Origin of the sequence: Alteromonas sp. MB-3u-76, assembly GCF_002831605.1 — a bacterium.
GTDB classification, from domain to species: Bacteria; Pseudomonadota; Gammaproteobacteria; order Enterobacterales; family Alteromonadaceae; genus Alteromonas; species Alteromonas hispanica.
Genome location: NZ_CP025115.1, coordinates 3115457 through 3137266 on the forward strand (window position 1 = coordinate 3115457; position 21810 = coordinate 3137266).

General features: G+C 42.7%; 17 protein-coding genes. 5 read left to right on the plus strand and 12 right to left on the minus strand.

Going from position 1 to position 21810, the window contains the following annotated elements; genetic code table 11:
- Window positions 1–79 precede the first annotated feature (79 nt).
- Genes CW735_RS13905 through CW735_RS13920 form a run of 4 tightly spaced genes read right to left on the minus strand, consistent with a single transcriptional unit; the run spans window position 80 to window position 4933 of the window.
- Window positions 80–631 (minus strand): outer membrane beta-barrel protein, encoded by a 552-nt coding sequence (locus CW735_RS13905; RefSeq protein WP_100972720.1) that lies wholly within the window; start codon window positions 629–631, stop codon window positions 80–82.
- A 7-nt stretch (window positions 632–638) separates the two neighbouring features.
- The gene (locus tag CW735_RS13910; protein WP_100972722.1) at window positions 639–1820 is read right to left on the minus strand and encodes a hypothetical protein; all 1182 of its coding nucleotides are present in this window, start codon (window positions 1818–1820) and stop codon (window positions 639–641) included.
- A complete protein-coding gene (locus CW735_RS13915) occupies window positions 1817–2608 on the minus strand; it encodes an outer membrane lipoprotein-sorting protein (protein WP_100972724.1) in 792 nt (263 codons plus the stop codon). The genes CW735_RS13910 and CW735_RS13915 overlap by 4 nt, the downstream gene beginning before the upstream one ends.
- Window positions 2609–2611: 3 nt before the next feature.
- A complete protein-coding gene (locus tag CW735_RS13920) occupies window positions 2612–4933 on the minus strand; it encodes an efflux RND transporter permease subunit (RefSeq protein ID WP_100972726.1) in 2322 nt (773 codons plus the stop codon).
- A gap of 272 nt (window positions 4934–5205) precedes the next feature.
- On the opposite strand from CW735_RS13920, the gene CW735_RS13925 reads away from it, so the two are divergent.
- Window positions 5206–7455, plus strand: coding sequence for an acyl-CoA dehydrogenase (locus CW735_RS13925; RefSeq protein ID WP_071980241.1), 2250 nt, complete (start codon window positions 5206–5208; stop codon window positions 7453–7455).
- Between the two features lie 199 nt (window positions 7456–7654).
- Entirely contained in the window at window positions 7655–8392 is a 738-nt protein-coding gene (locus CW735_RS13930; protein WP_100972728.1) for a hypothetical protein, read from the plus strand.
- Window positions 8393–8826: 434 nt separating this feature from the next.
- On the opposite strand, the gene CW735_RS13935 is transcribed toward CW735_RS13930, so the two are convergent.
- Window positions 8827–11337 carry a TonB-dependent receptor domain-containing protein gene (locus tag CW735_RS13935; RefSeq protein WP_071980243.1) on the minus strand — a complete coding sequence of 837 codons (2511 nt, stop codon included), beginning with the start codon at window positions 11335–11337 and terminating at the stop codon, window positions 8827–8829.
- Window positions 11338–11881: 544 nt separating this feature from the next.
- Here CW735_RS13935 and CW735_RS13940 point away from each other — a divergent pair.
- Complete coding sequence (locus CW735_RS13940) at window positions 11882–13897, plus strand: putative bifunctional diguanylate cyclase/phosphodiesterase (RefSeq protein WP_232368291.1); 2016 nt, start codon at window positions 11882–11884, stop codon at window positions 13895–13897.
- A gap of 5 nt (window positions 13898–13902) precedes the next feature.
- Window positions 13903–14484, plus strand: coding sequence for a thymidine kinase (locus CW735_RS13945; protein ID WP_071980244.1), 582 nt, complete (start codon window positions 13903–13905; stop codon window positions 14482–14484).
- 15 nt (window positions 14485–14499) lie between these two features.
- Here CW735_RS13945 and CW735_RS13950 read toward each other — a convergent pair whose 3' ends face one another.
- The 5 genes from CW735_RS13950 to CW735_RS13970 form a co-directional block, all read right to left on the minus strand.
- Window positions 14500–15534, minus strand: a complete 1035-nt coding sequence (locus CW735_RS13950; RefSeq protein ID WP_071980245.1) for a LacI family DNA-binding transcriptional regulator — start codon at window positions 15532–15534, stop codon at window positions 14500–14502.
- Between the two features lie 193 nt (window positions 15535–15727).
- A complete protein-coding gene (upp, locus tag CW735_RS13955) occupies window positions 15728–16357 on the minus strand; it encodes a uracil phosphoribosyltransferase (protein ID WP_071980246.1) in 630 nt (209 codons plus the stop codon).
- Window positions 16358–16504: 147 nt separating this feature from the next.
- Window positions 16505–16726: an XRE family transcriptional regulator gene (locus tag CW735_RS13960; RefSeq protein ID WP_071980247.1), complete on the minus strand. Its 222-nt coding sequence runs from the start codon at window positions 16724–16726 to the stop codon at window positions 16505–16507.
- A gap of 239 nt (window positions 16727–16965) precedes the next feature.
- Window positions 16966–18000 carry an IS110 family transposase gene (locus CW735_RS13965; protein WP_100970746.1) on the minus strand — a complete coding sequence of 345 codons (1035 nt, stop codon included), beginning with the start codon at window positions 17998–18000 and terminating at the stop codon, window positions 16966–16968.
- Window positions 18001–18230: 230 nt separating this feature from the next.
- Window positions 18231–19460 carry an RNA-guided endonuclease InsQ/TnpB family protein gene (locus tag CW735_RS13970; RefSeq protein ID WP_100972730.1) on the minus strand — a complete coding sequence of 410 codons (1230 nt, stop codon included), beginning with the start codon at window positions 19458–19460 and terminating at the stop codon, window positions 18231–18233.
- 38 nt (window positions 19461–19498) lie between these two features.
- On the opposite strand from CW735_RS13970, the gene tnpA reads away from it, so the two are divergent.
- A complete protein-coding gene (tnpA, locus tag CW735_RS13975; protein WP_100972732.1) occupies window positions 19499–19894 on the plus strand; it encodes an IS200/IS605 family transposase in 396 nt (131 codons plus the stop codon).
- A gap of 383 nt (window positions 19895–20277) precedes the next feature.
- On the opposite strand, the gene CW735_RS13980 is transcribed toward tnpA, so the two are convergent.
- Both CW735_RS13980 and ylqF read right to left on the minus strand, forming a co-directional pair.
- Entirely contained in the window at window positions 20278–20772 is a 495-nt protein-coding gene (locus CW735_RS13980; RefSeq protein WP_232230491.1) for a WbuC family cupin fold metalloprotein, read from the minus strand.
- A gap of 26 nt (window positions 20773–20798) precedes the next feature.
- A complete protein-coding gene (gene ylqF, locus CW735_RS13985; protein WP_071980249.1) occupies window positions 20799–21800 on the minus strand; it encodes a ribosome biogenesis GTPase YlqF in 1002 nt (333 codons plus the stop codon).
- Between the last annotated feature and the right edge of the window lie 10 nt (window positions 21801–21810).

A 21810-nucleotide genomic window follows, 5' to 3' on the forward strand; every position in this document is an offset into this window, starting at 1 on the left:
TCTAGTATCCTCTTAACCTTTTATAACCGCCTAAGATTAATACTCGTTTAGACTTGCTTTGGATTGCTCGAAAAATCAATCAATTGAAGTTATAGCGCAATCCTAAATTCAGCATGTTGGTAGAAAAGCTATCTTCACCGCCGAGGTATGTATATTCAAAACGTATCATGGCATTTTGTGACACATAATAGTCGAAACCCAAACCAACTAACCCAGCAGCTAGACCTTCGTCGTAACCACAGGTTGCTGGCACAGCATCTGTACCGCAAGAGAGAGTGGCAGAAACATCTACTCTCGCTACACCAAGTTTATAAAAAAGTTCGCCAGTAGTGCTGCTCGCTTTTCCAAGAACGGCTAGGTAAAGGGCTTCACTTTGCGCGTCAACACTGCCATTCTCGTTACTTTCAGAGTAATCGAATAAGTTCATGTAACCCGCTTCAGCATACCATTGGCGATGTATTTTATGACCATATGCTGCACTGTATGCGACTTCGCGATCGCTCCCGTCATTAAATTCAAAATCCGTATAACCTACCGTGATCACACCGTAGTTTTCAGGTGCAGCTTCTGCGTTCGAACAACCCAATGTTCCCATTAATAATGCACCCGCCATCCATAAATACTGCTTCATCTAAACCTCAAAAATAATACTCTAGTGAAAATTGTACGTGATCGTCTCTACGTAAAAAATAATAAGGATCTTCAATATCGTCTGATGAGAAGAAATAACCGTTGAGTTTCCAACTCCAGTTTGACGTTAAGCGACTAGACGCCTCTACAAAGGCCGAATAGGTTCCTTTTTCTTCTAAATCTTGCACAAAACCAAACAGCATTTCGGTTTCGGCAATATCATTAACCATTACCCGAAGCCCAGCCATTAAATCATTCTGACCCACGGCAAAAAAGTTGTCCTCTCGCTCATCAAATTGGTACTCGGCCAAAAAGCCCAATCCATACCGTGAACCAAACACGCCCTGCTTAGTATATTCAAATCCGGTGACTAATGCCGCAAAATTTTCAGTTTGACCAGAACGATAAATAGATTCAAGTTTAAGTAGCCAAGCACCAGAAACCTTTAAAAGATCGACGCCAACTTGGTCAATTTGGGCGTAAAAAGGCAGAATCTCAGGTTCACCATCTTCGCTGGGAACAGTAACAAGTTCAGGCTCGCGTGTGGTACCCGAAAAGACTGAAACTCCTACTTCCCAGTCATCTATGGAAGACTGCCACCTGATAGCGACATCCATATTTCGCTCTTCGTCATCAGATTCGTACAGTGCTTCACCTATTGCGATTGGAGGCCTAAGCCTGCCATTTTCTCCCTGAAACGTCCGCTCTCGAAAGTAGGGCATTGCATAGATAGAAAACATACCGAAGTCGGAAAAATAGTTAAAATTCACCATAGGTTGGCCAAGCTTAGCTTCGCCATCTACCTGCTCTACCGTATCAGTTTGATTAATGATATCGACTAGGTGCAACGATTCTGTTTGCCCCCAAAACACTTTTCCTATTCCTACTCTTGTTTCCCAAGAGTCAGCGTAATGTGCCCATTGAAATTCTCTAATGTCGCCATGTGTTCTTTCATTATCGTGTTGGTCTATACGATAAAATGGTTTCACTACTAACGTGTCTGTACCGTCATTCCATTCACTATATAGCTCGGGCATCAGAAAAGCAGAGCTGTAGCTTCGCTCCTGATTTTCATAAAGTGCATCTTGCAAAAAATAGCGTTGTTCTAAGCCCGCAACGCCTGAAATTTCTATATCGGCATAACTATTACTAGCCACAAATAGCGCAAAACACGCCCATCCTTTTTTCATCGCGCTCTTTTCAACCTGTTTTTATCAAAGTCACCGTCTGAAAGCTCTGTATTAAAATCTATTTTTTCCGTGATCAAATAGGTCGACTTTCTAGTTTGAACATTTCGCATTTCACTTCGCATAGGTCGCCAAAACTTATCTTCATAAAGCTGATAGTCTTTCAAATGCAAAACCTTAAGCAGTGTTTCTTTTTTGTCGTAAAATTCAATTTTTTGCACTCGGTAATGCGATTTATCTATCCACACTTTTTGTGATGTATACCCTGAATATTCATATTGCGGGACTTGCTTGATAACAAAGCACTCTTCGCCATTTACCTCTTCTTCGCCAATGTACTCATAAGAAAACTTCTCTACTTCGTAGGACGTCATATCTTCAAACGCAAACTCACTTCCTACGAATGGCCCGCTCTTATTTCTTGAAGAGATTCTTTTTACTCTTTTCAACGCGGGTAAGTAAATCCATTGCTCATCAGGCTCTAGTGCGTGAGAAAAACTCAAAAATGCGGTGCCTTTCACATCGCGGGGTGAGTCGAATACCGTGAGGGCTTTATCGCCGTCGCCGTCAATTTCAAGAGATTTTATGCTAAGAGCCCGCTTTGCTTCTTGTCCCTGGGCGTTACGAAGAAGCATTGTGACGCTGGCCTCTGAACTTTCCCATCCTAAATCACGTTTTTTTCTCTCCGTTGCAATTTCAATAGCTTTTGTACTATCGCTTGCTAATAACGTGCTAGGTGGGGTTATTGCGAAAGTGATAAGTAATAACGCTTTTGTCCATGTGGCGCTCATATTCTACCCTCTCTGAGTTTGCGCTAATTTTGCTCTACTTTTACGATTATGCGCGTTGTTTCCCAACCAAGCCAGTAATGCAGGAAGAAAAATAAAATCAACCAGCAGCGCTGCAATAATAATAATTATTGTTAACATGCCCATGTGGGCATTAAGCATAAAACTAGAGGAAGCAAGAACGGCAAAGCCCAACGTCAAAACTATAGTGGTGGTCGTTAACGCCATGCCAACGGAATCAAAAGCAAAAAGAATACTTTGCTCGTTACTTTGGTTTTGGATGCGTGCAGTTTGATATTTTGATAGAAAGTGGACGGTATCGTCTACAATTATGCCCATTGTCATACTTACCACTACGGAAAGTGCCATATTAATTTCACCTGACAACATTCCCCATATACCAAACCCCACTGCCGCTGGTAGTAGATTAGTAAATAAGCTAACCACACCGAGCTTAACAGAACGCAAAGCAAATATGATAAGACCAGAGATGAGTACTAAAGCAAATATACTGCCCCACACCATATTAGACATATTTCGCTCGCCGATATGAGCAAACATGAGGGGCGGGCTCGCCGCCTCTATTCTATAACTGCTATTTAAGGTATGAAAAAATGCTTTTGCTTCGGTTTCTAGCTTTGTTAGCTCGTTGCTGCCTAAATTTTGAGTAACAGCTACTATTCGCAACGCTGACTTATCAATATCTATTTGGTTTCCTAGATCTAACCCAAAAGGCAGTGACATTTCATATAAAAGCAAGTACTGCGACGTTAGCTCAGAGTCATTTGGAATTTCATAAAAACTCTCAATGTCGCCATTCATATTTTTATTCAAACGTTTCAGCGTATCTGTAAACGTCAATACGTGATTGACTTCATCCCGTTTTTCTAACCAATCTGAAAACGATTCAACATCGTCTAAAAACTCATGCTTTGTAATGCCATGGGGAATATCCGTAAATAGAACAAAGTCTATATTGGACATTCCACCAAATATCTTATTGTTTACTTCTACCGCTTGCCTAAAAGAACTTCCCTCATCAAAATATTCTACTGCAATATCGTTTAAGCGGTTGTTAAGTGCAAACAGGCTTATGGTCAGAATGACTGCGCTGGACAAGATAAGCGCTAATTTGTGATTTACAATTACAAACTGCCCCCATTTTGTGAACAATGCATTCTGAGAGCGATTGTCGGGTATCTGAGGTCTTAGTGATAACATGGCCGGCAACGCAGTAAGCGAGAATAAGCATGCCAGCATTACACCAATGGCAGTCATGTTTCCTAAGTGAGCAAGCACGGGAACGGCAGAAAAGTTAAGCATAAGAAAGCCGATTGCAGTAGTGATACTTGTTATAAATATCGGCTTTTTATTCACTTTTACACTTTCAAGAATAGCGTCGTGAGGCGACCTCCCTTTTCGCTGGAAATACCTCATACCAACGATTACATGAATACAATCTGCAACGGCCAAGGTGGTAATAACGGTGGGGACATTTACTGTGGCCGTGCTTAAAAACACACCGAACCAGCCGGTCACTCCCATGGTAATAGCGATAGACACACTCACCACTGCCATCGTAAAAATTGCAGACCAAAGCGAGCGAACAATAATTGCTATGGAAACAAATATTAGAAGAAACATCGCTGGTATTAACGTCATAACATCGTGACTTGCAGCAATTGCAAACGCATCATTCATCATCACAATGCCAGTTAAGTATATGTCATGACTAGGGTACCGCGCCAGTAAGTCGGCTTTCAATGACTTAGCAGCACTTGCAATATCCAGTATATGTCTAGTTTGGTCGCCATCGGGCATTTGAATAATGGTGTTCACCACCAGTGCTCTTCCGTCTCTAGAAGCAAGACGACCAATGAGTTCAGGAGTGCTCTCTACTACTTTTTGAACGTGTGCAGTTGCTTCCCCTGCTCTCATCTTCTCAAGTATGAGGTCTTCAACAATTAGGTCGCCGTCTAGATCGTAGGTATTTTGATAGTTTGATACAGACTCAACCCGGGTCGAAAAAGGCATCTGCCATGCAGCTTCCGTTAGTTCAAAAGCAAGGTTGAGTGTTTGAGTGTTATAGACATTCCCAGATTTGGGTACGATCATAAACGCTACATTCTCAGACTTATTAAAGGTATTCTGCATCTCTTCGAATGCTAGCCGCTGAGGGTCTTTTTCTTCAAAGAAGACTTTATAATCTCCTCTAAAATAAAGGTTTTGCGCGCCAATTAACGCAACAACCATCACGATAGCGGTAATGAGCAAGGATACTTTTGGGTGCGCTAAATAGAATGGCGACTGTTCTGAATTGTGAGCCATCACAACTCCTTGGCATTTGTTTTGATAATTTGTTTTGATAAAAGTGTACTCCTTTAACCATCATTAAGACACTGCGCTTATCTCCCAAACGTCTGACTAGATTTAATCGATGTTACATTAACTGTCAGGTGAAGAGCGTTTGAACATCTAACCTCTTGATTTACATGGACATTACAGGATTTTAACTTCTCAATCGACGAATTTTTTTGATCTTTTGTAAATTTGTTGTAGTATTAACCAATACAACTGGTCAGATGAGCGGATGAGTAAACATGAGTATTAGAACTAGCTTAAAAAAAGTGCTTCCCCCAATTTCAGTGACAGAGCAAGAAGCGCTGGACGCGGGTGACGTATGGATTGAATCTTCGATTTATCAGGGTAAGCCCGACATGCAGGCACTTCGCGACATCCCTCAGGCAAAACTGAGTGCGGATGAGCAAGCCTTCTTAGATGGCCCAGTACAAGAGCTACTGGGCATGATTGACGATTTTGAGCTTGGAAACGAAAAGCATATCCCACAAGAGATTATAGATTTCTTGGGTAAGAATCGTTTCTTCTCAATGATAATCCCGAAGAAATTCGGCGGACTAGAGTTTAGCCCTTACGCAAACTCTACCATAGTGGCTACTATTGCAGCGAAAAGCGGCGCAATTGCAGTAACCGTAATGGTACCTAACTCGTTAGGTCCGGGCGAACTGCTTATGCATTACGGTACAACAGCACAGCAGGAATACTGGTTGCCTCGTCTGTCAGACGGTCGTGACATTCCATGTTTCGCCCTAACTAGCCCAGAGGCTGGTTCAGATGCGGGCGCTATTCCAGATGCAGCAATCGTCACCAAAGGTGAATACAACGGTGAAGAAGTTCTTGGCCTTCGCGTAAGCTGGGACAAGCGTTACATCACTCTAGCGCCTATCGCAACTGTGTTAGGCTTGGCATTTAAAGTATTCGATCCAGACCAACTTCTTGGCGATAAATTTGAACACGGTATTACCTGTGCATTGCTACCTAAGTCGCACCCTGGTGTTGAGTTAGGTAATCGTCACGACCCAATGGGCGTTCGTTTCTACAACGGTACGACTCGTGGTCAAGACGTGTTTATACCAATGGATTTCGTTATTGGTGGTCAGAAAAACATTGGCCGCGGTTGGCAGATGTTGGTGAGCTGTTTAGGTGCAGGTCGCGGTATTTCACTACCAGCGATGGGCGTTGCGAGTGCTCAAACAGCGTTTAAAGGCACCGTTGAGTATTCTTTTGTACGTGAACAGTTTGGTTTACCTATCGGTCGTTTTGAAGGTATTCAAGAGAAGATGGCAGACATCGCGGGTAAAACATTCCTGCTCGAGTCTATGCGTGTTCTTACTACTGAAGGCTTGGGCCTAGGTGTTAAACCTTCTGTTGTAACTGCTATTGCTAAATATCACATGACCGAGCTAGGTCGTGATGTATTAAACTCGGCAATGGACGTACAGGCAGGTAAGGCCATTCAGCGTGGTCCTCAAAACACGTTGGCAGGCGGCTATTCAGCGCTACCTATTGCCATTACGGTTGAGGGTGCCAACATCCTTACACGTAACCTAATGATTTTCGGTCAAGGTGCAATGCGTTGTCACCCACACCTTAAAGATATGGTTGACCTAATTCACAGCAACGAAAGTTCTGCTGATGCAGAATTTAACAAAGTACTTCGCAAAACTATCGGATTTAGCGTTAAAAACGCGTTCCGCAGTTTAGGTAAAGGTTACTTACCTTTCCTACGCGAGTCTGAGTCAGCGTTGCCAGAAGTACGTCAGTATGAAAAGCGTGTGAACAGCATTGCTGCAAAACTAGCGCCACTTGCTGACTTGTCTCTTGCTGTGCTTGGCGGCGACCTTAAGAAAGCAGAGCTTCTGTCTGCTCGCTTAGGCGACGTAATGAGTTATCTATACGGTGCGATGGCGGCAATTCGCTTCTACGAGCAACGCATTGAAGACAGAAAGCTGGCACTACCGTACTTTGAGTACGCGATACAGTGGTCTCTACAGCAGGCTGATCAGGCGATTGTTAACTTTATCAACAATTTCCCGAATACAGCAACGCGCGGCCTAATGCGTTTGTTAACTAACACTTACACAAACAGTGTTAAGGGTATTAGCGACGACCTAGTACGTGAATTGTCACTTGCTTCTATGCAAGACAACAGTGTGAAGGACCAGTTAACCCACCTAGTACGTGTAATTCCAGGTGATGGTAACGACATTAACGAGCAAGCGTTTAAAGCGAAACACGCCGTTGCTCACTTGCTTAGCAAAGTGCAAAAAGCGCTTCGCAAAGAGCCTGTGGTTCCGTTTATCTCTTTTGAGCATGCGCTTAATAAGCTTCAAGAAAAAGGTGTTATTAACGCTGAAGAAGCAGCAAAACTGCATGACTACAATGAGAAGCGTAAGCTAGCTGTACGTGTTGATGAATACACGTTCGACCTAGAGTTACTGCCAGCGTCACAAACATTGAAAGCAGTTGATGGCGGCAAAAACGCTGCATAAACATCAACATTGAATATTGCGTTGATTTACGTTGTTAATTTAACGGATATTCAAACGCTAACAAACAAAGCCCTGACAACTTGTCAGGGCTTTTTCATTTACATGCTTAATTGCACAGTTGTTTTTAAAATAATGGAATATTATGTGATTGTTTTCTACGCTTACTTAACATTATGAACCTTATAAGCATAGAAACTAAATGCCCGCACGTGCCTTTAAAACGACTTACGCTAAAAGCGCCGTTTCAGTGTGCCTGGCTCTTTTAGGCCCTGCCATCGCACTATTTCCCAACTCTGGATATGCCGACCACGATGATGCCCATTTTGTTGTTGGCTATATAAACCACCCACAGGTAAATAAATTTTATAAGCCCCTTATAGAAAGGGCGTACAAACAAATAGGTATTAGTGTGACCTTTGAAAAAGTAGGCGGCATGAGAGGCTTAAAACTACTTAATGAGGGCATGACAGACGCGGATGTTATTCGCTATGACGTAGTGATTAAAGATAATAGCAACGTGATTGCTATTGAACCTCAGCTGTCAATTGGTGCATCGTTTTTACTGTGCGTGCCTGATGTCCCCTGCAACAAAGACATAATTAATAAACCTGATACCGGTATTGCAGTAACTACTCGCTTTTTTTATAACATTGAAAAGCAGCCAAGCGATCTTGCGGCAAACTTCTATGAGTTCGATGACTTCTATCACGTTGTAGAATTAATAAAGTCAGAGCGTTTTAGCTATGCCATTGCGCCGAGTGACTTTTCAGATTTACACGTATTTGAGGAGCTTGGCTTTAATTATATTCCGCTGGTAAAACATAGCTTAATTCATGTGATTAACAAAAAGCATCTCAACCTTCAGCCAGCCTTATCGAAAGCTATCGAGCACCAGCTTGCCATTAGCAAAGTGAATAACGCCGAAAGCGCTAAGTGAATTAAGCTGCTTTTATAGAGCAGTTTTTATCAGGCGAGAGAAAGCGACAGAATAGCTCTACTATCATTACCAGTCCGCATAAATAATTGCCCACCCAGATGGCACTGGCAAGTTTCCTAGCAAAGCGTGGGAATGCAGTAATGGCTGTTTCCTTCCAAATTCCCAGAATGAAGCTAGGAAGCTTGCCAGGCCTTCCCGAAGGGCGAGTTTAAAATGTCCGTACTCTTTGTTGTGTCACCTTGATGTAGAACCCTATACCTGCGGTAACACGCCGCGATTACGAACATTTTAAGTCTCGCTGAGTGGGTAAGTATCTATGCGGAATGGTATAGAGCCCCAAAAACAAAAATGCCTGCATAAAGCAGGCATTTTTTTCGCTATTAATTTGAGTACGTTATTAACACTAGTGACTCAAGTTAATGTTATGGCTTCTCTTAGTCGAACATATACTTAAGAGATAGTACAGTTGTGCGACCATTCAGTGGACGAGCACGTACATAGCTGCCTACTGCTGCAGAACCTTCTTCAGATTCTGTGATGATGAACTCATCAGTTGCGTTGTTTACGTTAAGTGCTACTGAGAACTGGTCGTTAACCCAGTAAGTCGCGAACAAGTTAACTAGCGTGTAGCCTTCTTGCTTAAGGTCGTTGTTGTCTTGCACGTAGTATTCAGTTGAACCTTGTAGTGACGCACCTACAGACCAAGTGTCAGTTACGTACTCAGGTGTAATTGTCCAAATCCAGTCTGCTTGACGGCGTGGTGTATTACCTACGATTGCTGCATTGTTAACATCACTGCTAATTTCCGCATCTGTCCACGTTAAGTTACCAGCCATTACGAAGTTATCAGTGGCATTCCAACGACCTTCAAATTCAAGACCTGTTGCTTCGTACTCACGCATGAAGGTAAGACCGCTAGTTACTTCCGCTTGTGTATCTTCGGTAACCGTATCGAATAACGTAGCGTTAATCATTAGGTCTGAAGTACCGTACTTATAACCAACTTCAAGCTGTTTAGTCGTATCAAAACCAGATGTAGTGCTAGTAAGACTTCCGTCTTGGTTAAGCGTTCCGCCGATTTGTAACAAACGGTCTGCTATTGCGCGGCCGCCCTTAGAGTAGCGAGCGAAGAACGTTTGGCTATCGCTAAGAAGGTATGAACCACCCACCGAGTAAGACGTGTTGTTCGCATCGTAATCAACGATTTGTGATGCTGCGCCTGCGCGGTTAAGGTTAATTACACCACCGCGAATAAAGCCACTGTTAGTTGCCGATGCATCTTCGATTTGCTCAATCACACCGTTGCCGTTGATATCAAAATCTGTGTTACCACCACAGCAAGAGTTGATTAGCTCACCAGAAGCTTCCACTGTGTCATAACGAACTGACGCATCGATAAGAATGTTGTCAGACAATTCAAAACCAACGTTCATGTACGGCGCAGTTGTCACATAGTTAAGATCCCATTCCCATGAAAGGAAGCTAGGAGACAGTAAACCGTTAGAAACAAGGTCTACACCGTCACCATTAGTGATGTTTAGCATTTGTGAGTTAGAGCCATCCAAAGTCTGGATGAACGTCTGCCAGCTTGACCAGCTAGTCGCGATTTCTTGGTTTGAGTAGTAGTAACCAACAGTTAGGTCAACGCCGTTATCAAATTCTTTACGCAAGCTGAAATCATTGATCATGTTGCCAAGATCGTTAATGCGGGTGTCGAACTGTAGGTTAGTAAACGCTTGACCAGAGTATGCGTTACCCGCACCTGGGCCATTCGCTAGTGTTACTGTAGTAGTATCACAGTTAAGCGCGTTGCCGTCACCATCTAGGGCACCTGCACATAATGCATCAGCGAAGTTAGATACGTCACCAGGGCCAGTAGGGAAACCGTCTACGAATGGGGCAATAAAGCCACCAGAGATATCTGAAGTACGGAATTTATTTAACAGGAATAAGTTGTCAGCTACTTCTAAATCAACTTCGATGCCGAAAGAGCTTACTTTTGACTCGATGCCATCGCGCACATCGCGGTTCTCTGGGTTACCGAAGCTATCGAAAGTAGAGATGTTAGTGTTGTACGCAGAGTTAAGAGCCTGTGAACTTGCATCGTAGTTTGGAACAGGACCATACTCGCCATCGCCTTTCACCAATACTGGAGAAGGAAGGTACGTCGAAACTTTATCATCAAGATTTTTGTAATAGAAACGGATATGACCGTTATCTAGCATCTTAGTGATGTTGAATTTGATTTGACCGCCCTGATCACCATTGTAACCAGTCTCACGAGGACCTTCGCCGCCACGTGCAAAACCCGCAATGTGGTAGTACATGTCGTCGCTGATTTCACCACCGTAGCGGAAATCTAAACGGAACTCTTCATAATCGACACCAAATGAAGTTCCAATAGCGCCACCGCCTACTTCACCGGTGTTGCTGATCATGTTGATAACACCACCTGGAGAGTTACTCGCAAATGTTGATGCAGAACCACCACGGATGGCTTCTACATTTGCCACAGACCAGTCGTAACGAATAAAGTTATCAGCGTTACCAAAGTTGATGTCACCGTATTCTAAAACTGGAAGGCCGTCTTCATGAATTTGTAAGAATTTTGAACCACCAGTCGCTAGAGGAATACCACGGATAGTGATGTTAGCGTTACCGCCACCGCCTGATGATTCAGCACGAATACCTGGTAATGCGCGGAAAACTTCAGCAGTAGAACGAGGCGCTAATTTAACGATATCATTCTCGTCGAAGGAGCTAACTGAAACGCTCGCCTCTTGCATAGTCGCGCCACCCGGTGCAGCAGTGACGACAATTTGTTCGTACTTCTCTTTTGCTTTTTTCTCAGCATCTGAAGGCGCTGCTTCTTGTGCGAAAGCGGTTGAAGAAAGTGCTGCGCAAACAGCGAGTGTCAATGTGTTGTATTTAAGTGTGTTTTTCATGTCTTCTCCGGCGGTGTGTTAGAGCCTTGAAATCCAAATAGCGTGTTAATTTGACACAGCGATTGCACCCGCTGCTTAATCGATTAAGAATGTATACCAAGTTTTTTGTCTTGTAAAGATTCTGTGAAGAAAATTTTCACAATTAGGTATAGCAATTCGTCTAACATACATTTCATTTACAGGTATATAAATGATTTTAAAGATAAACGTTTGCACCAAATAAAGTTAAAACGTTTAAGAAAAAATGAAGAATAGCCTTGTACAACGTGCAATTACGGTCATCCCTACCCTTTACTGCTAAGATAATTGTAGTAAAGAATGACGGAAATAGTATGAGGTTGCCTTACTTTTGGTAATTTTTGTTAATTTAAATCAACTAATTTACTGATGAATTGTGTTAACAAATTACTTATCACTATTGCACGTTAGTCACAAAAAATAGTGTAAGGTTAGAAAACGATTTAGAAAGTCATTGACATATCTTAATCGAATCCCCCATTAGTTTATTAGTACTTAACACAAAGACAAGAAAAGGCGTTGTATTTTGCATCTTAACCACGGTGAAGCAACAAAAGAGAGTATTAAACGAGATGCTGTAAATATGCTCATGGAAAACTGTCTGATTGGCCTTTCCATGACGGCATTCTGCTTTTCAGGGCTTGTACTATTTTTTCTGCCAGCAGACCCTATCCTTCAAACAAAAAAGCTAACTTTGCTATTTGTGATGTGTTTTGTATTAGTCGCCCGGTTTTTGGATGCTGTTTATTGGCGAAGGAACCTTAGAGGTCGAAACTACAACCCCTACCCTGCATTTTTGCGCTTTTCCATGGGACTATTTGCCACAGGACTCATCTGGGCTTCTTATACATTATTACTGTTTGACTCTATGGGAACTATTGAGCTTGCAGTAACTATGGTTGTTATCGCCAATATGGCTGCTGGTGGCAGCACTGTCCTTTCACCAAGTAAAGTGCTTGTAGCTATCTACGCAACAGCACTTATTATTCCAATGTCTTTGTGTGCACTGGTATATCACGATGAGTTTTTTGTTTTGGGCGTATTCGGCATTGTTTTTTGGTTTGGCATGTTTGCCAGTGCATTTAGATATAACAACTTTTTTGTAGATACGGTGCACCTCAAAACAAGAAACACCGCGTTAATGGAACAAATGAGTATAGAGAGGCAAGAAACGGAAAAGGTTAATACGCTGCTTCGCCAAACCAATCAGCAGCTAGATGAGGTTAATGAAAGTTTAGAAATTAAAGTGAGTAAGCGCACAGAAGCACTTTTTCGTTTATCTAATCACGACCAACTCACAGGTTTACTCAATAGAAATGGATTTATTAAACAGATGTCTCCTCTGCTTGATAATGCTAAGGCACTGAACGGCACCTTCGCACTACTTTTTATTGACCTTGACGGCTTTAAGCAGGTGAACGATAGCTTGGGCCACAAAGTGGGGGATGTAATCCTTGCCGAGACCGTGCAGCGACTGCGCAAGTATTGCGAAAAAGATCATCTCGGGCGTTGGGGCGGTGATGAGTTTGTAGCCGTAATACCCTACGTCAATGTAGACACAGCAAAAACAATAGCGCAAGCCATGCGCAGTGGGATAAACGTGCCTGTGGTGGCAAACCAAAATCAAATAACCCTAGACGCTACCATTGGCATTGCCATGTTTCCCGAGCACGGCAGTAGCTCAATGGACTTAATTCAGCATGCCGACTTGACGATGTATGATCAAAAACGAAAACAGCGAGGTTCAATTGGAGTGTTTAATCAAACGCTCTTTAACCAGGTTAAACGAGAGCAGTATTTATGCGAGCACCTTCGCTATGCCATAGACAACGACGAGCTCTGTGTTCACTATCAGCCTATTATCGACGTAAAAACCAACACTCTTTCATCGGTAGAGGCGCTGTTGAGGTGGACTTGCGAAGGTGAAAATATTTCGCCTTGTGTGTTTATCCCTCTTGCCGAAAAATCAGGGATGATGCCAGAAATAGGTGCTTGGGTGCTTAATCGTGCGCTTATCGATTTATCCCATTGGTCTGGTGCCAGTGAAGTTTGCATATCTGTAAATGTTTCTATCGCGCAATTACTCAATGATGAGTTCATCCATATTCTTGATAGCGCATTAGCAACAACACAAGTTGCTCCAGAGCGTCTTACATTAGAAATTACAGAGAGTGTTTTTGCCAATGATGAAGAGTTAGTATCTGAAAGGCTGCAAGCACTGGTAACCAGAGGGGTAAAAATATCCATTGACGATTTTGGTACCGGGTTCTCTTCGCTATTTCGATTACAAAACATGCCCTTCAACTTTATTAAAATAGACAGATCTTTTGTACAGAATGGGTCTGAAGAGAGTGATACAATTATAAGAGCAACACTATTAATGGCGAAAGAATTTGGCTGCAAGACGATTGCTGAAGGAATTGAAACAAACGAGCAGCGAGAACACCTAGCAAAGCTTGGTACAGACTACCTACAAGGGTTCTACTTTGCTAAGCCTCTTGAGCTCGCAGAACTTAAATCTTGGTATAACGATAAAAATTAACGACAATGGCACAACTTTACTTTTACTACTCCGCGATGAACGCAGGAAAATCCACATCACTTTTACAATCTGCCTATAACTATCGCGAACGCGGTATGCACTCTATTATTTATACTGCTGCCATAGACGACAGATTTGGCGTTGGTAAAGTTACCTCTCGCATAGGTTTGCAGGCAGATGCAAAGCTCTACGGGACTGCAGACAACCTTTTTGAATCAATTAAAGCAGATGAACAAGCACGACCACTTGATTGTATTTTTATAGACGAAGCACAGTTTTTAACTAAAGAGCAAGTTCGTCAATTAGTTGAAGTAGTAGATGAATTAGACGTCCCTGTATTGGCTTACGGACTGCGAACTGATTTTCTTGGTGAAACCTTCGAGGGAAGCCATTACCTTTTGGCATGGGCAGATAAACTTTTCGAACTAAAAACAGTGTGCCACTGCGGTCGCAAAGCCAATTTTGTTGTCCGGCTCGACCAAGATGGCAACGCAGTGAAAGGCGGAGACCAAGTAAAAATTGGCGGCAACGACACATACGAATCGATGTGCCGTAAACACTTTAAAGCTTTAGTCTGGAACGATTAATTTCATTATTAAACGCTACCGCTTCCCCACTGTTTCGCCGATCTTTAGGTCGAAGGGCAGGATTTGTTTTCTTACTTCTCCTGCCAATAATGCCTTAGCAGCAGCCTCGCCTTTCGATACGCTAGATTGACATATGGTTGTAAGGTGGGGTCGCGCTCGATCCGCCTCTTCGATACCGTCGAACCCAGTTATTTTTAACTCATTAGGCACATCAATACCCATCGCGATTGCACTGTGTAGTAGCTCTAATGCAATAATATCACTCATACACAATACCGTAGATGGGCGAGGTGAACTCATAAGTACTTCTTTTGCTGCCTGCCTTGCATAGTTTCTATCACTTTCTGGAAGATGCCATATCCACTCGTTTTGAATTGACACTCCTTTCTCTTCAGCAGCCCGCAAATAGCCATCAAGACGGCGGTGAGAAATAGAGCTGTCGGTATCAATAAGCGGGTTATCGTAAATTCGACATGTAGAGGGCGAGTCTATTAGGCGCAGTCCAAGGATTGCCACCACATCATCTTTTTCTATGGCAGCTTTGGCAACCTGGTAAGCAGCATCTTCGTTGTCTATGTTGATCGATGGCACATCGACGATGTCAAAATCAACGGTTATTGCAGGCTTTGGCTGTGCGGCAATTTCGCGAGCTAATTTGTAGTTTCGCGGAGCTCCATAACAAATGAAGCCATCGACAAAGTCAACCACGTCTAAAATGCTTTTTGAATCGCCGGCATAAAGAAGAAGGTGCTTACCTTGCTGTTGGAGCGTAGTAGAAACCCCTTTAATAAACGTACTCGCTACCGGGTCGCTTACCATATAGGCAATACTATCAGCAAGTACGAGAGCTACAATGTTTGAAGTTCCTTTACGCAGAATTTGCGCGGCTTTATTTGGCCCCGAGTACCCTATTCTTTCGCACTGCAAGAGAATATCTTCCCTTCTTGCTTTGGATAATTGGTCGGGGCGGTTAAAAGCGTTCGATATAGTTGCGGTTGATACGCCAAGTTGTTGTGCGACATCTTTAAGCGTTAACTTGGTCTTATTCATTTAGTAATAACTCACTGTGCAAATCTTAATCGATATCTGTTCCGACTCTTTAATCAAGCCGAACAATACAAATTTCCGCACAATAATAACATTATCTTAAACGTTTAACCTACAAAAAATTAACGCGATAACAACGAAAACTTAAAACAATAAATAAGCCTTAAATTAGAGCGTATTGAACCTTGCTACTGGTCTATCGTGTGCCAAAAATCTTATCGCCAGCATCGCCCAACCCCGGCAAAATATAACCATTTTCATCAAGACGCTCATCAATTGCAGCAGTGAAAATATCGACATCGGGGTGCTTATCAACTACCGAACGAATACCTTCTGGTGCAGCAACAAGAAAAAGTCCCATAATATTTTTGCACCCTTTTTCTTTTAACAGATCTATCGTTGCTATTAACGTTCCTCCCGTCGCTAACATCGGATCGACAATTAAAGCCGTGCGCTCATCAATGTTTTTGACCACCTTGTCGAAGTAGGCCACTGGCTGAAGCGTTTCTTCATCTCGATAAAGTCCAACTACGCTTATTTTAGCGTTGGGAATAAGCTCTAGCACGCCCTCTAACATCCCTAAACCTGCGCGCAATATTGGCACTACGGTTATTTTTTTACCCTTGATTTGCTTAACTTCAACATTATCGCCAGACCAGCTTTCTATAAAGGCTCGTTCTGTAGGCAATGTTCTTGTGGCTTCGTAAGTTAATAAGTTGCCTACCTCAGAGGCTAATTCACGAAAATCTTTACTGCTGATTGTTGCGTTGCGCATTAACCCAAGTTTGTGGGCAATAAGCGGGTGAGTTATTTCATGAACGGCCATAGAAGCTCCTAATTGGGTTGTTTAATTGCCACTATACTAAATGTTATGAATCGCTCTGTCTCGATTTATGCGAAACGCCGATACTCGCATTGCTCAACTGTATTAGCTCAACCTTACGAAAGATTTTCAAACCAGCGACCGTCTCTCTCATGAAACATTAACGGTTAGCCCATCGGGCAACGTTACTTCAATCGTTAAGCTTCCACCTACAGCAGCTAAATAAGCAGCAGCACGCTGTAAAGAAACATCTTGAATTCTCTTCGATTCTAATTTACTTACGCCAGATGCTGTTACCGAAAGCGCCATCGCGACGACTTCTTGCTTAACGCGATGCTGCTTTCTAATATCGCCCAGTGTTAGTTCTTTCATGTTCTTATTCCAAATTTATGGGCACAAAAATGTATGGTCCGCCTCGTTATTGCAATGATTAATTTCGATAACGGGGTTGGTTATGCGCTAATGTATTCGGAGTCTGTTTAGGCGCTTTCGCAACCCGCTCCACGATGAGATCCGCGCTGGATTATCCTCAAAAAACCGAAAGCTTCTGAGAGCTGTTTTTTATGTCAGGTTTTAATCCAGTGGTTCTACCGTTTTCGTCATCATATTTATCATTGCAAACCCGGTGCTAACGCTTTGCTGTTGAATGCTTTTTTTGTTTTCATCACTGCCCATGCTATTCGGGCCAGTTTGTTGGCCAGGGCAACGGTTACAACATTGAATGGCTTGGTGGCGCGTAAATTTATCAACCACTCGCCATAAATCTTTCCGGTCTTATCCGGCCTGGACATAACCGCCCTGGCGGCATGGATAAACAAGGTTCGGAGTTCTTTGTTACCCCGCTTGCTTATCCCCAGTAATTTGGGTTTACCGCCAGTTGAGTACTGCGCTGGAACTAACCCTAACCATGCAGCCATGTTTCTTCCGTTTTTAAAATCCGTAGCGCTACTGATGTTGGCAATACAAAGGCTGGCGGTCATATCGCCAATACCTGGGATGGTTTTAAGAAGCTGCCCTATCGGGTTTGTATCAACCAGTTGCTTTAGCTTTTTATCTTGTCTCTCAATGTTCCTGTTAAGGAGCAGGTAATATTCGTGCAGCTCCATGAGCTCTTCCATAAGTAACCCTGGCAAGACCTGCCGCTGCTGTGAAAGCCAGTTAAACAGTTGCTTCATTACGCTATGGCCTGTTGGAAGTGCAATGCCAAACTCCAGCAGTAAGGAGCCTATACGGGACATGCAGGCTGTTCTGTCTTTGACATACCCATGCCTTGCTTTATGAATAGCTGAAATGACCTGGGCTTCTTCAGATTTGACGCTGACAAACCGCATTTTCGGTCTTATTGATGCTTCGCATATGGCCTCTGCATCAATAAAATCATTCTTATTGCTTTTAACGAAAGGTTTTACGTATTGTGGCGGGATTAGTTTGACCGTATGCCCCATCAACTCACACTGCCTGCCAAGCCAGTGCGCACCGCCACAAGCTTCGAAAGCAATTGTGCATGGCGTTAATTGATGAAGATAGTGAATGAGTGCCGAGCGGGAAAATTTTTTGCGAATGATTTGATTATCTGAATAGTCGCGGCCTATCACGTGAAAAGATGATTTGCCTAAATCGATTCCAAGAACTTTAATAGTAGACATGATGGTTCGCCTCTTTGATTGCCTAACTCTAAGATTAGCTTAGAGGTGAGGCGGACCATCTAATTAAGCCCGGATGGTTGTTACCTTCCGGGCTTGTTCAAAACGTTTTTATCTATGCCCAGAAGCGAATACTTGCCCCTGAACAACTCGCGTCAGGTGCGATTAGTTCGTGAACTACCCAGCGACATCGCTTCGTTCTGATCACTGGGCTTCCACAGTCTAGCTTTGAGCTAAGCTGCTTCTCTTTTCTCAGATCCACAATCCAACTTCGATAGCTCGAAGACTTTCATTTTAATGGAATATTTCTGCTGAGATGTAGGCTTTAAAACCTTTGCGACGATTCCCGCCGCAATTAAATCTAATTCACCTGTTCGAGCTATACTTTTAGCTGCTGAGAGGTCGCGGTTTTGATATGTTCCGCAAGACAAGCAGGTGAAATATCTATCGTTCAATGATAATACATGACGCTGACCGCATTCTGAGCAAATCCCAGTGGATTTTTCAAAGCGACCAATTTCGTGATAGAGCTTACCCTCAAGCTCGGCCTTATATTTTGAAAGCTGAGTGATTAACCCCATCACATTATCAACAACCATGCTGCCATTGAACTTTTGCATCGCTGCTACATTCAGATCTTCAAAACACGCTATATCAGTTTCATTGATTATCTGTCGTGATACTTTGTGCGCAAAGTCGAGTCTTTGCCTTGAGATTTTGCCGTGCAATTTATTGATGCGTTGTTTTGTTTTTTGCCAGCGATTTGAACCTTTGGTTCGGCGAGCAAGCTGGCGTTGCAATTGATTTAATTTCTCTTTTGAGTGTTTTAAAAATTTAGGGTTGTCGGCCACAAAACCGTTAGAACCTACCACCGTTTGTTTTGAGTTGATGTCAAAGCCAGTGAGCGTTTCCAATACTTGTTTAGCGGTTTTACACTCAACTTCCTGAGTGATACTGCACTCCCATTTTCCGTGACGATACTGGACAGTCACTGTTTTAATATTACTGACCAACTCACGATGCAAAACGATTGGCACTTTGCCAACTTTTGGGATGCTAATAGCACCATCTTCGATTCGAATGCAATTGGAGTTATTGACAGCTCGGAACGAGTCATTGTGAAGCTTCTTTTTCTTGTAGGATATTTTATGCTTTGGAAACCGCTGCAAACGACCTTTTGAAAACGCATTCTTCATCGCCGTTTCTAAGTCACGAGCGACTTGCTGGCCTGCCGCTGAATCAAACGCTTTAATCCACTCAAATTCCTCGAATGGCTTTATTTCCTTAAGGAGAGAAGCCATGTCTTTGTAAAACAGGAATGTTTTATCGTATTCATATCGACGCCTATTTTCAGACAACAACAGATTCCAAATGCCACGCGCTGTAGCGCCAAACTCAATGAGTTTAGCTTCTTGAACTGGCGTAGGATTTAGCCTGTAATTGTATCTGAGCGTCTTTTTCATATACTGTACAGACTACTGTATAAGAACGGATTGTCAAGATGGAATATGAGACTAAATCTCACTGTAAATATCTAATAGCACTTCATTTAATTCTGGTAGTTAAATACAGAAAACCTTTACTAAATGGAAGACTAGGTGAGTTTGTTAAGAAAACAGTTTTCGATGTTTCTCTATTTTCTGACTTTAGGATCGAAGAGGTTGAGATAGACAAGGATCACATTCATATGCTGATTACAATCGGCACTCGATATTCAGTAGGTCAGCACGCAAGGAGGATTAAGCAAGTTACAACAATTAAAATCTGGAAATCATTTCCTTATCTCAAAAACCAATTTTGGAAAGAGAAAAAATTTTGGTCTGATGGATACTTTGTGTGTTCTGTAGGAAATGCAAGTGCAGAGACAATACGAAAATATATTCAAGAGCAGGGGTGACACCGATTCATCCCCGCGACATCACTTCGTTCTGATCACGGAGTTTTCTCGGTGAGCTTCGATAAAAATTGTATTGTGAAACGTTTTGCATAATTCTTCTCTTAATGGCTTTAACGTGCAATTTTTGCAGCGTCATTTTTCGTGGTCTTTTTATCTAGCAATTCTAGAATTTGTTAACTTCGGTCGTCCCTAATGAGATCCATTTGCAACAGCAGTCTTTAACAAAAGTATTCGCTAACAGATGTAGTCGTCAACAATGACAGAAATTGGCGGAACAACCATTTGAAACAATCCTTGCTATGCTTGAACATATCATTTTAAATGACAATAACAATTACTTTCCGAAAAGGAAAGTAGTGGGGCAACGTCGAACTATTATGAAATTATTCAGACAGGATAGATGTACCTGTAGGCGTATGTTTAAGCTTTGCTAAAAACTCGGGTACTTCCATGCTTCCCTCTTCGGGAGCCCAAGGAGCGAACCCCTTATCTTCATTCACATCGTAAGGCCCCTGTTTCACCTCCATAAAAACAACGGGCTCAAAGCATACTGTGGCATGCCAAGTGTTCGGGGGTATTTCAAGGCCAACGCACTGTCCTTCGGGTTCTAAGGTTACACGCTCTATGACAACGCCTTGGTCATCAAAAAACAACAGGTCCAACGCTCCCTCAAGCACCATAAAGAATTCCCACTTATACGCCTGAACATGCCTATGTGGTCTTACGTAAGAGTCTGGCATCATAGCAATAAACAAACGTTGCACAACGTCATTGTAAGACTGATGAATGTTGAGATTTGCCCTTCTTCGCTCGCTATTAGACGCTCTATCTTTTAGCTCGCTGAACATTTTGCTGTCAAATAGTTGGACTGTTTTCACCTATGCTCCCCGTTGAAACTTACACGCTACTTAGATTTTCGCATTCGTCGGCTTTGTTCTTGCCTTTTTTCTTCGCGCTTTTCCTTTCGATCTTTTTTGTCTGGGGTGAGCGAGCCAGTTTTAAATTTTTGCTTCCGCTTCGCTTTTGCTTCTGCTTTCTTTGCGGCCGCTTCTTCAATCTCAACTTTTTCTTCAACCAGCATTTCCGGAGTTTCTAGGGTAACCCGCCCTAGCTTTCCTGACTGCAGTTCTTTTAACAAAATTTCACAGATCTTATGCAGGTTAACCCGCCCACCTGCCATTATGGCACCTCGGCTTTTTGCGGCAGCTTCAAGGAACTCTATTTCCGTGCCGGGGAGGTCATCAAGCTTGAATCGCTCTTTGAGAACATCAGGATAGGCCTTTATTAAATAGTCAGCAGCAAAAAAACCGACGTCGTCATACTCCATAGCTGTATTTTTTACAGCACCAGAAGAGGCTAAACGATATATAGAATTAGGATTTTCTAACTTAGGCCAAAGTACTCCCGGCGTGTCGAACAAAATAATACCACTGCCCAAATTAATGCGTTGCTGACTTTTTGTCACCGCAGGCTCGTTGCCAGTTTTAGCTATGATCCTGTCGGCTAATATATTAATAAGGGTCGACTTACCGACATTCGGAATTCCGGTAATCATAGCCTTAATCACTTTTGCCTGACCATCTTTGTGAGAGCAAATGCTGCGAATAAGCTGCATCAGTTGTTTACTGTTGCCCGGATTATCGCTTGATGTGGTGATAGTTTTAACACCGCGCTCTTTCTCTAAGCTTTCTTGCCATCGAGCGGTAATTTCAGGGTCTGCCAGGTCGTATTTATTCAGTATTTTAATACAGGGCTTATCACCGCGTATTTTGGCAATTTCAGGGTTTTCGCTCGAAAATGGAATTCGCGCATCGAGAACTTCGATGAGTATGTCTACCTTGCTTAGCGACTCTTTTATTTCTTTGAGTGCCTTGTGCATATGACCTGGAAACCATTGAAGAGCCATGCGTAAATCC

Bases quoted from the DNA above. Each gene is read 5' to 3' on its own strand.
- CW735_RS13905 (WP_100972720.1), bottom strand. From the start codon at position 631: ATGAAGCAGTATTTATGGATGGCGGGTGCATTATTAATGGGAACATTG.
- CW735_RS13910 (WP_100972722.1), bottom strand. From the start codon at position 1,820: ATGAAAAAAGGATGGGCGTGTTTTGCGCTATTTGTGGCTAGTAATAGT.
- CW735_RS13915 (WP_100972724.1), bottom strand. From the start codon at position 2,608: ATGAGCGCCACATGGACAAAAGCGTTATTACTTATCACTTTCGCAATA.
- CW735_RS13920 (WP_100972726.1), bottom strand. From the start codon at position 4,933: ATGGCTCACAATTCAGAACAGTCGCCATTCTATTTAGCGCACCCAAAA.
- CW735_RS13925 (WP_071980241.1), top strand. From the start codon at position 5,206: ATGAGTATTAGAACTAGCTTAAAAAAAGTGCTTCCCCCAATTTCAGTG.
- CW735_RS13930 (WP_100972728.1), top strand. From the start codon at position 7,655: ATGCCCGCACGTGCCTTTAAAACGACTTACGCTAAAAGCGCCGTTTCA.
- CW735_RS13935 (WP_071980243.1), bottom strand. From the start codon at position 11,337: ATGAAAAACACACTTAAATACAACACATTGACACTCGCTGTTTGCGCA.
- CW735_RS13945 (WP_071980244.1), top strand. From the start codon at position 13,903: ATGGCACAACTTTACTTTTACTACTCCGCGATGAACGCAGGAAAATCC.
- CW735_RS13950 (WP_071980245.1), bottom strand. From the start codon at position 15,534: ATGAATAAGACCAAGTTAACGCTTAAAGATGTCGCACAACAACTTGGC.
- upp (WP_071980246.1), bottom strand. From the start codon at position 16,357: ATGGCCGTTCATGAAATAACTCACCCGCTTATTGCCCACAAACTTGGG.
- CW735_RS13960 (WP_071980247.1), bottom strand. From the start codon at position 16,726: ATGAAAGAACTAACACTGGGCGATATTAGAAAGCAGCATCGCGTTAAG.
- CW735_RS13965 (WP_100970746.1), bottom strand. From the start codon at position 18,000: ATGTCTACTATTAAAGTTCTTGGAATCGATTTAGGCAAATCATCTTTT.
- CW735_RS13970 (WP_100972730.1), bottom strand. From the start codon at position 19,460: ATGAAAAAGACGCTCAGATACAATTACAGGCTAAATCCTACGCCAGTT.
- tnpA (WP_100972732.1), top strand. From the start codon at position 19,499: ATGGAATATGAGACTAAATCTCACTGTAAATATCTAATAGCACTTCAT.
- ylqF (WP_071980249.1), bottom strand. From the start codon at position 21,800: ATGGCTCTTCAATGGTTTCCAGGTCATATGCACAAGGCACTCAAAGAA.